The organism is Bradyrhizobium hereditatis (assembly GCF_020329435.1).
Taxonomy (GTDB): Bacteria; Pseudomonadota; Alphaproteobacteria; order Rhizobiales; family Xanthobacteraceae; genus Bradyrhizobium; species Bradyrhizobium hereditatis.
Genome location: NZ_JAGKJK010000015.1, coordinates 1 through 12,521, shown reverse-complemented (window position 1 = coordinate 12,521; position 12,521 = coordinate 1). Strand labels below are relative to the sequence as shown.

The following is a 12,521-nucleotide window of genomic DNA, read 5'->3' as shown; positions in this document are numbered from 1 at the left end:
GTCCTCCGCCAAGGTTCCATGGCGGCTTTCATCCATCAGGAATTCGAAAGTGCAGGGGAGATGGGGTTTGACCGCCACTGAGCAAATGAAGCATTCGACTATGCCGGTATCGGTCGATTTTCGCTCGCTTCGCCTCAATTTGTTGGCGCCGCTGGTCGCGTTGGCGCTGTCCGCTTGCGGCGACAAGCCGCCGCAACAACCGGCGGCCGCGGCGCCGCCGACGGTCACGGTCGCGCAGCCCGTGAAACGCACCGTCACCGACTGGGATGAATTCACCGGACGGTTCGAGGCAGTTCAGGAAGTCCAGGTCCGCGCGCGCGTCGGCGGGTTCGTGACATCAGTGGAATTCCGCGACGGCGCCATCGTCCGCGCCGGCGACCTCCTTTATGTGATCGACGCCCGGCCCTTCGAGGCGATCGCCGAGCAGGCGGATGGCCAGCTATCCGATGCGCGCGCAAGGGCGGAGCTTGCCAGGCGCGAACTCGACCGTGCGCTGACATTGAATCAGACCCAGGCCGTGTCCGATTCCATCGTCGACCAGCGCCGCCAGACCTTGCAGGCCGCCCGCGCCGCCGAGATGCAGGCCGAAGGCGCGCTCAAGGCCGCCAAGCTCAACATCGAGTTCACTCATGTGATGGCGCCGATCACCGGCCGTGTCAGCCGCCACCTGGTCACGCCGGGCAATCTCGTGCAGGGCAGCGAGGGCGGCGCCACGCTGCTCACAACGATCGTCTCGCTCGATCCGATCTACATCTATTTCGATGTCGACGAGGCGACATACCTGCGCAACAGCCGGCTCTGGTTCGAAGGCAAGCGGCCAAGCTCGCGCGATACACCGAACCCGGTCCAGGTGACGCTGACCGGCGAAACCAAGCCCTCGCATGAGGGCACGATGAATTTCCTCGACAATCGTCTGGATGCCTCGACCGGGACGCTACGCAGCCGCGCGGTCGTGCCAAACAAGGACCTGTCTATTCTGCCCGGTCAGTTCGGCCGCGTTCGGATCATCGGCAGTGCGCCTTATGAGGCGCTACTGCTGCCCGACACGGCGATTGCAACCGATCAGTCGCGCAAGATCGTTTTCGTCGTCAAGGATGACAACACGGTCGAGGCGAGGCCGGTGACCCTTGGGCCGCTCGATGAAGGCCTGCGCGTGATCCGCGAAGGAATAAAGGCCGAGGACCGCGTCATCATCGACGGCCTGCAGCGGGCGCGGGTGGGGGCCAATGTCACGCCGCATGCGGCCGATATCAAGCCGGCCGGTGACAAGACATGAATCTGGGTCGGCTTTCCATCAACCAGCCCATCCTGGCGATGGTGCTGTCGATCGTGCTGCTGATTGTCGGCGCGATCGCCTACATGGCATTGCCGGTCTCGGAATATCCGCAGGTGGTGCCGCCGACGGTGACGGTCACCACGCAGTATCCGGGCGCCTCCGCGCAGACCGTTTCCGATACGGTTGCGGCTCCGATCGAGCAGGAGATCAACGGCGTCGAGGACATGCTGTACCTTTACAGCCAGGCGACCTCGAACGGGCAGTTGACGATCACAGTCACGTTCAAGCTCGGCACCGATCTCGACAAGGCTCAGGTGCTGGTGCAGAACCGCGTCGCGATCGCGCAGCCGCGCCTTCCTGAGGAGGTGCAGCGCAACGGCGTCGTCACCCGCAAGAACAGTCCCGACATCCTGATGGTCGTGTTCATGCTGTCGCCGGACGACACGTTCGACCAGCTCTACATCTCGAACTACGCACTGCTGCAGGTCCGCGACCAGTTGCTCCGGCTCGACGGTGTCGGCGATATCCAGATGTTCGGCGCGCGAGACTATTCGATGCGGATGTGGCTCGATCCCGACAAGCTCTCCACGCTGGGACTGACGGCGGGCGAGGTGGTGGCGGCGATCCGGTCGCAGAACGTGCAGATTGCGGGCGGCCAGATCGCGGAACCACCGATCGCCGACCGTGCCTTTTCACCCAACCTCACTTTCACCGGCCGGCTCAAGGATCCCAAGCAGTTCGAGGAGATCGTGGTCAAGGCCGGCGCCGACGGGCGCACGGTGAGGCTGCGCGATGTCGCTCGGATCGAGCTCGGCGCGCTGGCCTATGCGACCAACAGCTTCATGCTCCGGAAATCCGCCGTGGCCATGTTGGTCACCCAGCGGCCGGGTTCGAACGCGCTGGCGACCGCCAAGAACATTTCGGACACGATGGAAAAGTTGAAGGCGAGCTTTCCGAAAGGGCTCGACTACAATATCGGCTACAACCCGACCGAATTCATCGCGCAGTCCGTCAGCGAGTTGATCAAGACGATCTACGAAGCGATGGCGCTGGTCGTGATCGTGGTGCTGGTGTTCCTGCAAGGTTGGCGCCCGGCCATCATTCCCATCCTGGCGATCCCCGTGTCGTTGGTCGGCACCTTCGCGGTGATGGCGGCGCTTGGATTCTCGATCAACAATTTGACCCTGTTCGGTCTCGTGCTCGCGGTCGGCATTGTGGTCGACGACGCGATCGTGGTGGTCGAGAATGTCGAGCGCCATCTCGAGCACGGCATGAACAGGCGCGACGCTGCCCTCCGCACCATGCAAGAGGTCGGCAGCGCGCTGGTGTCGATTGCGCTTGTGTTGTGCGCGGTGTTCGTGCCGACAGCATTTCTCGGCGGCATCTCCGGACAGTTCTTCCAGCAGTTCGCCGTCACCATTGCAGTCGCGACCGCGATCTCCTGCTTCTGCTCGCTGACGCTATCGCCGGCGCTGGCGTCCCTGATCCTGCAGCCGCATGAGGATAAGCGGCCGGCGGCGAGGTGGAATTTCATCGCACGCGGCTGGGACGCCTTCACGGGTGTCTTCAATCGCGGCTTCGACCGGCTCTCGCATGGCTACGCCCGTGCCGCCGATTTCGTGATTCGGCATTCGGTGGTGATGTTGCTGGTGTACGTCGCGCTGATCGGCAGCGCAGGATGGCTGCTCGTCACCACGCCGCAAGGCTTCATCCCGGCGCAGGATCGCGGCTACGTCATCATCTCCGTGCAGTTGCCGGGCGCGGCCTCGCTGGCGCGGACGACCGAGGTCGTGAGGGAGATCGAAAAGATTGCGCTCGATACGCCCGGCATCCGCCAAGTCGCAGCCTTTGCAGGTTTCTCGGGTGCAACCCGGACGCAAGCGAGCAATGCCGCGGCGCTGTTTCCCGTGTTCGAAGACCCGGAAGTCCGTCACAAGAAGGGGCTGTCCGCCAACGTCATTGCCGGTGAGCTGCGCAAGCGGCTCGCGAGCCTCCAGGGCGCGTCCATCATCGTTATTCCGCCGCCTGCAGTGCCCGGCATCGGCACCGGCGGCGGCTTCGCCATGCGCATCCAGGACCGCCAGGGCCGCGGTTCCGAAATGCTGGCGGCGGCGACCGACGAACTGGCCGGGGCCGCGCGCAAGGCGCCCGGATTGACCCAGGTGTTCTCGACGTTCACCGCCAACACGCCGCAACTGTTCGTCGATATCGACCGCGTCAAGGCGCAGAAGCTTGGCGTGCCGATTGCGAACATTACCGACGCGATCCAGACCTATTTCGGCTCGACCTACGTCAACGACTTCAATCTGTTCGGACGAACCTATCGCGTCACCGCGCAGGCCGACCTGCCGTTCCGGAAAGAGCCTGCCGATCTTTCGCGGCTGCGCACCCGCAACGCCGCCGGCGACATGGTGATGCTGGGCAGCGTCGTGGACTTCAAGGACATCTCAGGCCCCGACCGCGTTGCGCGCTATAATCTCTATCCGGCTTCCGAATTGCAGGGCGAGACGCTGCCGGGGACCAGCTCGGCTACCGCGATCGACATAATGAAGAAGCTCGCCGACGAGACGCTGCCGAGCGGCTTCGCCTTTGAGTGGACGGATTTGTCCTATCAGCAAGTGACCGGCGGCCAGGCCGGCCTCCTCGTGTTCCCGATCTGCGTGCTGTTCGTGTATCTCGTGCTGGCAGCGCAATATGGCTCGTGGAGCCTGCCGTTTGCGGTCATCCTGATCGTACCGATGTGTCTGCTCGCTGCCACGGTCGGTGTGCGCATCATGGGGCAGGACGTCAACATCCTGACCCAGATCGGCTTCGTGGTGCTGGTGGGGCTTGCGGCCAAGAACGCCATCCTCATCGTCGAGTTCGCGCGCGATATCGAGTTGGAAGGAAAGGCGCGCCTGGACGCCGTGATAGAAGCTTGCCGGTTGCGGCTGCGGCCGATCCTGATGACGTCGTTTGCCTTCATCCTCGGCGTGCTGCCGCTGGTGATCTCGACCGGCTCGGGGTCGGAGATGCGTCAGGCAGTGGGCGTAGCCGTGTTCTTCGGCATGCTCGGCGTGACGCTGTTCGGCCTGATCTTCACGCCGATCTTCTACGTCATCGTGCGCAATCTCGCCGAAGGCAGGAAAGACAAGAAGCCGGTTACGGCATAGGTGCGGATTTCACTCGTAATGTCATTCCGGGATGCGCCGTAAGGTCGCAGGCCCGGAATGGATGCATAACTCGTTGTGAGATGGTGTGCGGGTTCGCGACTTCGTCGCGCCACGGAATGACTGTGTGCCGCGCCTTCCAAGAGTTCCCAATACTTTTGGCTGATCCGAAATGGATGGGCAGTACTGGGGTTATTGAATAGTGTTGCCAGGTACCTCTGACAAAAAATTCCGGGAGAAAAAAATGAAGTCGGGATTGTTAGCCGCCGTTGCGGTGAGTGGTGTTTTGCTTGCCGCGCCGGCTTCGGCACAGGGCGTCAAGATCGGCATTTTGAACGATCAGTCCGGCGTCTACGCTGATTACGGCGGCAAATGGTCGTTCGAGGCGGCCAAGATGGCGATCGAGGATTTCGGTGGCGAGGTGCTTGGCCACAAGATCGAGATCATCTCCGCCGATCACCAGAACAAGGCGGATCTCGCCACCGCCATAGCGCGGCGTTGGTATGAGGTCGAAGGCGTCGACATGATCACCGAGCTGACGACCTCCTCCGTTGCGCTCGCCATTCACGATCTCTCCAAGCAGATGAAGAAGATCGACATCGTGGTAGGCGCAGCGACCTCGCGCCTCACCGGCGATGCCTGCCAGCCTTACGGATTTCACTGGGCCTACGACACACATGCGCTTGCCTACGGTACCGGAGGTGCACTGGTGGAATCCGGCGGTGACAGCTGGTTCTTCATGACCGCGGACTACGCCTTCGGCCACGCGCTGGAAAAGGACACTGGCGATTTCGTCAAGGCGAAGGGCGGCAAGGTGCTGGGTGCAGTTCGCATCCCCCTCAATTCGTCGGACTTCTCTTCATTCCTGCTGCAGGCGCAGAGTTCGAAAGCCAAGATCATCGGCCTCGCTAATGCCGGCCTCGACACCACGAACTCGATCAAGCAGGCGGCCGAATTCGGCATCGTCAGGAGCGGTCAGAAGCTCGCCGGCCTGTTGCTGACGCTCGCCGAAGTGCACGGCCTCGGGCTCAATGCGGCGCAGGGTCTGGTGCTCACGGAAGGCTACTACTGGGACCGCGACCCCAAGAGCCGCAATCTCGCCGAAAAATTCTTCAAGCGCACCGGTCGCATGCCGAACATGATCCAGGCCGGCACCTATTCGGCGACGCTGCAATATCTCAAGGCGGTCAAGGCCGCCGGCACCAAGGATACCGAGGCGGTCGCCAAGAAGCTGAAGGAGCTTCCGGTGGACGACGACTTCGCGCAAGGCGGCAAGGTGCTGGAGAACGGCCGCATGGTGCACGACCTCTATCTGTTTGAGGTCAAGAAGCCGTCGGAATCGAAGAAGCCGTGGGATTATTATAAGCAGCTCGCGGTGGTGCCCGGCGACAAGGCGTTCCCGGCGGCGAAGGATTCGGGCTGTCCGCTGGTGAAGTGATTCTGATTATCGTGCCCCGGACGCGGTGCAGCGTCGCTTCGACGATGCACCGCAGAGCCGGGGCCCACCGTCCCATGGACCCCGGAATAGCAGCGCACCGCAAGGGGCGCTGCGCTGCATCCGGGGAACGGGCAGTCGCGCGGACTGTCACGCCTGTACCATCCGCCACACGATCGCGCCGAGAGCTCCGACCCACAGCGCGATCGTCGCCGACGCCTGGATCGCAAACCCGAGGCTGCGTTTCGCGACCGCCTTGGCATAGCCGAGCACATAGAGAATGCGCCCGATCACCCAGACCAGCCCGATCGCCGCCGCGATACCGTCACTGACATAGATCGCGAACAGCCACAGCGACGGCAAGAAGATCGGCAGCCATTCCAGCGTATTCATCTGCGCGCGGAACACGCGTTCAAAATCCGCATTGCCCGAAATCGCCGGCAGTTTGACGCCGAATTTGCCGCGCGCCCGCGACACCAGAATGGAAGAATAGAAATAGCCCAGGATCGCAAGCAAGGTGACGAGCGCGGTGAAGTGATACATGGCAGAATTCCCCCGACTTCATGCGGTGGCTTAATAGCCGGTCATTTCCAAATAGCCGACCCCCGTGTGGCTGCCGGCAAAGCGGATCGGGCCTTCCCAATAGGGAAAGCTCGTGCCCATCCAGCTTCGGGCATTGAGCGGCGTGCATTCGATCGACAGTGCCATCTTCGGCACGGCGATCCGCCACGTCGTCGGGATCTTTCGTTTCTCGATCTCCGTGAAGACCAGCGGCGTCATCGTGATGTCGCCGGAGGCAAGTTGTTCAGCCTTGCCATCGGGCGTGATCCACTTGCCGGAGCCGTAGTGCTGACCGTCGGTCTGGCGCATCCGGTACAGCATCAATTTGTCGCCGGTGGTAAAATGCAGCGAGAGCCAATCCCACCCGCTTTGATCTGACGCCAGCGGCTGGCTGCTCCACTCGCGATCGAGCCAGGCCATTCCGGTGACGTCGACAGGCTTGTCGTCGATGGTGAGGATGCCCGTCGCCGAGTAATGCGGCTGGCTGTAGTAATAGGAGGCCTGCTCGCGCAGCGATTTGCGGCTATATCCGCCGTCGCCCTGCAGCACCAGCGGACGCAGCGCGCCGAGGCGCAGCGTGTAGCTGAAATCGGCGCCTGATGCTTTCAGCTCCAGCGGCGCGATATTTTCGTCACTCGCCGGATCGAGTCCGCGCATCTCCCAGGCATCGATCCAGGCATGAAACGGCTTCGCCTCGACGCCGGCCTGGCCGACGCCGCCGCGCGCGAAGACTTGGCTGAATCGATGGGTATCGGCGCGGGTGACGGCGGCATGGCCCATCCAGATCTGCTGGTTGGCCCAGCCATCCTGCGGTCCGCCCGGTGCAATCGCCTGGCGAAACAGTGTCCATTGAGTGCCGTAGGCATTGCCACTAGCATCACTGAGATTGGCCGTCACGTACCACCACTCGATGCGGAATTCCGGATGTGGCCCATGGTCGGCGGGGAAAGCAAATGTGCGGCCCGGCACGACCGGCGCAAACCCTTCTGCGCTTTCGCCAAGCCCGGCAAAACCCTGCGCGAGCGCTTCGCCGCCAAAGCCCGCGAGGAGCGCGCCGCCGACGAAGCCGCGGCGCGTGATGCGACCGCTAGCGTTCATTCGCAAAGATCCTGATCAGGCTGGCCGGCTGCATCCTCGCCAGCCTGATGACGGGAAGCGCAGAGGCGGCAAGCGCAGCCGCCATCGCGACGCCGGTGAGCCACAGCAATTGCAGCGGAAAGAGGTGAAACGGCAGCCGCCAGCCGAATGCCTTGACGTTGACGATAGCGAGCAGACACCACGCGACGAGCAGGCCGAGGGGCAGTGCGAAGATGGTGGTGATCAGCGCGACCGACATGGTCTTGAGAAGTTCGATCACCGCCAGCTGCCGCCGCGTGATGCCGATCGCCCATAGCGGCGCCAGTTGTGGCAGGCGGGAGTTGGCCAGCGTGAGCAAGCTCGTCAACAGTGCGATACCGGCGACAGCCAGCGTGAAGGTATTCAGCGCGGCGGTCACTGAAAAAGTGCGATTGAATATCCGCGTCGATTCCGCCTTCATCGTCGCCTGATCGGCAACATTGCGATCGTCGAGACCAAACTTTTCCTTCAGCGCCGAGATCAACGCCGGGATGTTTGCCGGAGCAACCCGCAGTCCCATGCGCGTCAGCGGTATTTCCGGGAAGCGCCGCGTCAGCGCGGCGAAGTTCACCGCGATCTGGCCCTTGGGGTTGCCGTAGTCGGCATAGATGCCGACCACGTCGAGCGTCCAGTTGCCGCCCGAGGCGGGCACGTCAATGCGGTCGCCGACGGATAGTTGCAGGCGCCGCGCCAGTTGTTCGCTGACGAGGGCGGCGTTGCCGGGACGAAGCTTGGTCCAGGCATTGTCGGCCGATTGCAGGAGCGGCCAGTTGTCGCGATAGGTGGCGTGATCGGGCAGGCCCAATACCTCGATCGGCGCGCCGGCCAGTTGCGTATCCGCACGGCCGCCCGGCAGGATCGCCTCGACCTCGGGGCGCTCACGCAGCCACGACTTGATCTCGTGCGCCTGATCGTCGTTGGCGGCATTGACATAGACATCCGCCGCCAGCCGCCCGTCGAGCCAGACCAGGAAAGTGCGGGAAAAACTCTCGACCATGGTGGAGACGCCGACATTGACGGCGAGCGCGAGCAACAGCGCCATCAAGGCAAGCGACAGCCCGGAAAGTTGCTGGCGGCTGTCGGCCCAGAACCAGACACCGAGCGGCTGCTGTGCATAGCGCTGGCCAATCGACAGCGCGACCTCCAGAACCATCGGCAGGATCAATGCGGCACCGAGCATCAGTGCCGCCAATACCGCAAACCCGGACAGCAGGGAATCGCCGAACCACAAGAAGCCGCCGGCGCCTGCGAATGCCGCGAGCGCCAGCGCACTCTGATACGTCAGCCAGCGCCGCTGCGCCTGTTGCCAGGCGAAGGGCTGGGCTGTGGCAAGCAGCGGCAGTCGCAGCGCCTTGGTGAGACTGGTGGCCGCTGCGGCAAGTGCCCCAAGGATGCTGATGGCGATGCCGGCGAACCACCATTGCGGCTTGAGCGTCAGCTGGCCTGGAATCTGCGCACCATAGAGTCCGCGCAAGGACGCTGCGACGTCGGGTAGCAACGCGCCGGCGATGAAATAGCCGCAGACGAGGCCGATCAGTCCCGCCGCCAGCGCCAGCGTCACGAGTTCGAGCACAAGCACCACGTTCAGCATCCGCGCCGAGACGCCGCAGGCGCGTAAGGTGCGCAGCACGGGCAGGCGCTGTTCGAAGGCGAGCCCGATCGCCGAATTGACGATGAACAGGCCGACAAAGAAGGACAGCAGCCCGAATGCGGTCAGGTTCAGGTGAAAACTGTTGGTGAGGCGTTCGAGATCGGTCTCCGCATCCGGTTCGACCAGGCGAAGCTTGTCGCCGGTTACGTTTTCGAGCGGTGCGCGCTTGCCCGCCGCTTTGCCGATCAGGAGGCGCGAGAGTTGATCCGGCATTTTCAGGAGGCTCTGCGCGATGCCGATATCGACAACCAGCACGCCGGGCACGAGGTTCGGCTGGATGCGAAGCGGCGGCAGCAACGTGCCGCTGGCCTCGGGCCGCGCGCCCTCGGCGAGCTTGAGATCGGCAAGCGTTTCCGGCGCGACCAGCATTTCGCCCGGCGGCGTCATGAAGGATTGCAAACTGGCTTTGCCGATCGTCGGCGCATTGCCGACTTCCGCTGGAAGCGTCACCGGCTCGATACCCATCAGCCGCAACGATCGTCCTTCGATCTGGATCCGACCCTCGAGTACCGGCGAGACCGGCCAGCCGGCGCGGCGCAAATCGACGAAGAGTTTTTGCGGGAAGGTTACGCCGCTGCTTGCGACCAGCATGGCGGTGCGCGTGCCGCCAAAGGTGGCGGCGGCGCGGTCATAGGAGATGCGTGCCTGCTGATTGAGTGCCTGCACGCCGCTCCACAGGGCGGTTGCCGAGATCAGCCCGATCAGCAGGGTCGCGAGCTGCATTGGATGCCGTCGCCAATGGCTCAGTAACACCGCCAGCGTCCACAGCGCGCGCTTCACGCGATCACCCCGGCATGGAGGTTGACCTGGCGGTCGAGGGTAGCAGCCAGCCTGGCGCTGTGGGTCACCATCAGGAAGCCGCAGCCGCTTCGCGCCACCAGATCACGCGCCAGCGCCAGTACCTCGTCCGCAGTGTCCTCGTCGAGATTGCCAGTCGGCTCGTCCGCGAGCAGCAGCAGTGGTTTGATGGCCAAGGCGCGGCCGATGGCGACGCGCTGCTGCTGGCCGCCGGACAATTGTTCGGGATAGCGCTTCAGGAGACGGCCAAGCCCGAGCCGTTCGACCAGTTCGCTGTGCCAGGCTGCGTCGTGACGGCCGGCAATGCGTGACTGGAAGGCGAGGTTGTCTTCCACCGTTAGGCTTGGGATCAGGTTGAATTGCTGAAACACGAGGCCGAGCCGGTCGCGGCGCATTTCCGCTCGCTCGGCATCGCTGAGCTCTGAGACCTCCGCATCCGCCAGCCTGATCTCGCCGCCATCGGCCGCGTCGAGGCCGGCGATGAGATGCAACAGCGTGCTCTTGCCGCTGCCGGATTCTCCCGTCAGCGCGACGCTCTCGCCGGCCGACACCGTCAGGTTCACCCCGCGCAACACCGCGACCTCTTCGCCGGCTGTGCGGTAGCTCTTCTTCAGGCCGGTCACGTAAAGCACCGGGCCGGTCACACTGGGACTGTCTTTGGTCATGCGCGACGATGGACTGATCTGACCATGAAAATCCCCTGATCAAGGTGGCATGCAACATATCAGGACGAACGATCGGGATCACGGTCTCAATCGCGCGGCGACGTGATCGTGATCCGATTGTGGCGTGCATCTCGTAGCAGCCGGCAGTCGCGGAGGAAGCCTTGCTGCAAAATCCCCGTTGCCTTGCCTGCAAACCCCCTTGTAGCATTGGAACCGGCCGATCTTATAGAGCCAGCAAAGAGAAAACGGGGAAGCCAGCCATGACCGCGCAACCGACGCCGAAAGGCGCCTGGACCATCACCTTCTTGCTGTTTCTGTTCATGCTGGTGAACTTCGCCGACAAGATCGTGGTCGGTCTCGCCGGCGCGCCGATCATGGACGAATTGAAGCTGTCACCGGAGCAATTCGGCTTCCTCGGCTCCTCATTCTTCTTCCTGTTTTCGATCTCGGCGATCGTCGTCGGCTTCATCGTCAACCGCGTCGACACCCGCTGGGTGCTGCTTGCGATGGCGGTGATCTGGTCGGTGGCGCAGTTTCCGATGGTCGGCACCGTCGGCTTTGCGACGCTGGTGATCTGCCGCATCATCCTCGGCGCCGGCGAGGGGCCGGCCTTCGCAGTGGCGGCGCATGCCGTCTATAAATGGTTTCCCGACGAGAAGCGCACGCTACCAACAGCCATTCTCTCGCAGGGATCAGCGTTCGGCGTGATCCTCGCGGTGCCGGCGCTCAACTGGATCATCGTCAATCATAGCTGGCACTACGCCTTCGGCGCGCTCGGCGTCGTCGGCCTGATGTGGGTCGCAGCGTGGCTCGTGATGGGCAAGGAAGGGCCGCTCGTTCACACCGTTACGACGGCATCAGCCGATCCACGTGTTCCGTATTTGCAGCTTCTGACCTCACGAACCTTCATCGGCTGCGTCGCCGCCACCTTCGGCGCCTATTGGGCGCTCTCGCTCGGTCTCACCTGGTTCACGCCTTTCATTGTCAAGGGGCTCGGCTTCTCGCAATCGGATGCGGGCTGGATTTCGGTTCTGCCTTGGGTCTTCGGCGCGGCCATCGTGCTACTGACCGGCTGGATTTCGCAGGTGATGCTGACGCGCGGTTACACCACGCGCGGCGCGCGCGGCGTGCTCGGCTCGGTGCCCTTGATCGTCGGCGGCGCGATCCTTGCCATGCTGCCCTATGTCAACGGCGCGGGATGGCAGATCGCGTTTCTCGTGGTCGGCTCCGGGCTGTGCGGCTCGATCTATGTGGTGTGCCCGCCGATGCTCGGCGAGTTCACGCCAGTCCAGCAGCGCGGCGCCGTGATCGCGATCTATGGCGCGATCTATACGCTGGCGGGCATGATCGCGCCGTTCGTGATGGGCGCCGTGATTCAGAATGCGGCGGTGCCGCTCGACGGCTACATGACCGGATTTACCATCAATGCGGTAATCATGGCGGCGTCGGGCCTGCTCGGGCTGCTCTTGCTCTGGCCGAATAGCGAACGCAGGCGGTTGATGGCTCAGGCCGCGGCGCAGCCGAAGTTCGCGTGAGGGCGGGAGCAACAGCTCTCTCGTCGTCCCTGCGAAAGCACTAGCTGATTCACACGTCTTTGAGGGTTTCCCAGGCGGAAGCTACGCCCAAGAAGTATTGGAGGCCATGCCTCATGGTGATGGGGCCGGGTTTGGTGCGAGGGTATCCATCCCATCCGCCGAGGCGAGCAATGATCCATGAGGCCCAGGCCAAGGTTTGCGGGCGATGGGGATTGCTTTGGAGTTTGGTCCTGCCTTCGTATTTGGTGGCAAGCGCGGCGAGTAACTTGATCTGCTCTTGGTTGAACGCGTTGCTGGCAGGTTCAGCGCTGCGTCCGTCGCGAGCCTGAACAAGT

The 12,521-nt window shown here is 63.3% G+C and carries 8 protein-coding genes and 1 pseudogene; 4 read left to right on the top strand and 5 right to left on the bottom strand.

What is annotated here, in order from left to right; all coding sequences use genetic code 11:
- The first annotated feature begins 100 nt into the window (after window positions 1-100).
- The 3 genes from J6524_RS29010 to J6524_RS29000 all read left to right on the top strand — a co-directional run bounded on the left by J6524_RS29010 (window position 101) and on the right by J6524_RS29000 (window position 5,863).
- Window positions 101-1,276: an efflux RND transporter periplasmic adaptor subunit gene (locus tag J6524_RS29010; protein WP_225677253.1), complete on the top strand. Its 1,176-nt coding sequence runs from the start codon at window positions 101-103 to the stop codon at window positions 1,274-1,276.
- The gene (locus J6524_RS29005; RefSeq protein WP_225677023.1) at window positions 1,273-4,428 is read left to right on the top strand and encodes an efflux RND transporter permease subunit; all 3,156 of its coding nucleotides are present in this window, start codon (window positions 1,273-1,275) and stop codon (window positions 4,426-4,428) included. The genes J6524_RS29010 and J6524_RS29005 overlap by 4 nt, the downstream gene beginning before the upstream one ends.
- 241 nt (window positions 4,429-4,669) lie before the next feature.
- Window positions 4,670-5,863, top strand: a complete 1,194-nt coding sequence (locus J6524_RS29000; RefSeq protein WP_225677021.1) for an ABC transporter substrate-binding protein — start codon at window positions 4,670-4,672, stop codon at window positions 5,861-5,863.
- Window positions 5,864-6,010: 147 nt separating this feature from the next.
- Here J6524_RS29000 and J6524_RS28995 read toward each other — a convergent pair whose 3' ends face one another.
- The 4 genes from J6524_RS28995 to J6524_RS28980 are packed head-to-tail and all read right to left on the bottom strand — an operon-like array spanning window position 6,011 to window position 10,651.
- Complete coding sequence (locus tag J6524_RS28995) at window positions 6,011-6,403, bottom strand: MAPEG family protein (RefSeq protein ID WP_225677019.1); 393 nt, start codon at window positions 6,401-6,403, stop codon at window positions 6,011-6,013.
- Between the two features lie 30 nt (window positions 6,404-6,433).
- Entirely contained in the window at window positions 6,434-7,519 is a 1,086-nt protein-coding gene (locus J6524_RS28990; RefSeq protein ID WP_225677017.1) for a lipocalin-like domain-containing protein, read from the bottom strand.
- Window positions 7,509-9,968 (bottom strand): ABC transporter permease, encoded by a 2,460-nt coding sequence (locus J6524_RS28985; protein ID WP_225677015.1) that lies wholly within the window; start codon window positions 9,966-9,968, stop codon window positions 7,509-7,511. The genes J6524_RS28990 and J6524_RS28985 overlap by 11 nt, the downstream gene beginning before the upstream one ends.
- Window positions 9,965-10,651, bottom strand: a complete 687-nt coding sequence (locus J6524_RS28980) for an ABC transporter ATP-binding protein (protein ID WP_225677013.1) — start codon at window positions 10,649-10,651, stop codon at window positions 9,965-9,967. The genes J6524_RS28985 and J6524_RS28980 overlap by 4 nt, the downstream gene beginning before the upstream one ends.
- A gap of 260 nt (window positions 10,652-10,911) precedes the next feature.
- Between J6524_RS28980 and J6524_RS28975 the strand changes: the two genes are divergently transcribed.
- Window positions 10,912-12,186 carry an MFS transporter gene (locus J6524_RS28975; protein ID WP_225677011.1) on the top strand — a complete coding sequence of 425 codons (1,275 nt, stop codon included), beginning with the start codon at window positions 10,912-10,914 and terminating at the stop codon, window positions 12,184-12,186.
- Between the two features lie 49 nt (window positions 12,187-12,235).
- On the opposite strand, the pseudogene J6524_RS28970 reads toward J6524_RS28975, so the two are convergent.
- A pseudogene (locus J6524_RS28970) lies at window positions 12,236-12,521 on the bottom strand (IS4 family transposase); the annotation flags it as partial.

What these genes read in the sequence shown, in the direction of transcription:
- J6524_RS29010 (WP_225677253.1), top strand. Translation starts at nt 101, where the DNA reads ATGCCGGTATCGGTCGATTTTCGCTCGCTTCGCCTCAATTTGTTGGCG.
- J6524_RS28980 (WP_225677013.1), bottom strand. Translation starts at nt 10,651, where the DNA reads ATGACCAAAGACAGTCCCAGTGTGACCGGCCCGGTGCTTTACGTGACC.
- J6524_RS29005 (WP_225677023.1), top strand. Translation starts at nt 1,273, where the DNA reads ATGAATCTGGGTCGGCTTTCCATCAACCAGCCCATCCTGGCGATGGTG.
- J6524_RS29000 (WP_225677021.1), top strand. Translation starts at nt 4,670, where the DNA reads ATGAAGTCGGGATTGTTAGCCGCCGTTGCGGTGAGTGGTGTTTTGCTT.
- J6524_RS28975 (WP_225677011.1), top strand. Translation starts at nt 10,912, where the DNA reads ATGACCGCGCAACCGACGCCGAAAGGCGCCTGGACCATCACCTTCTTG.
- J6524_RS28990 (WP_225677017.1), bottom strand. Translation starts at nt 7,519, where the DNA reads ATGAACGCTAGCGGTCGCATCACGCGCCGCGGCTTCGTCGGCGGCGCG.
- J6524_RS28995 (WP_225677019.1), bottom strand. Translation starts at nt 6,403, where the DNA reads ATGTATCACTTCACCGCGCTCGTCACCTTGCTTGCGATCCTGGGCTAT.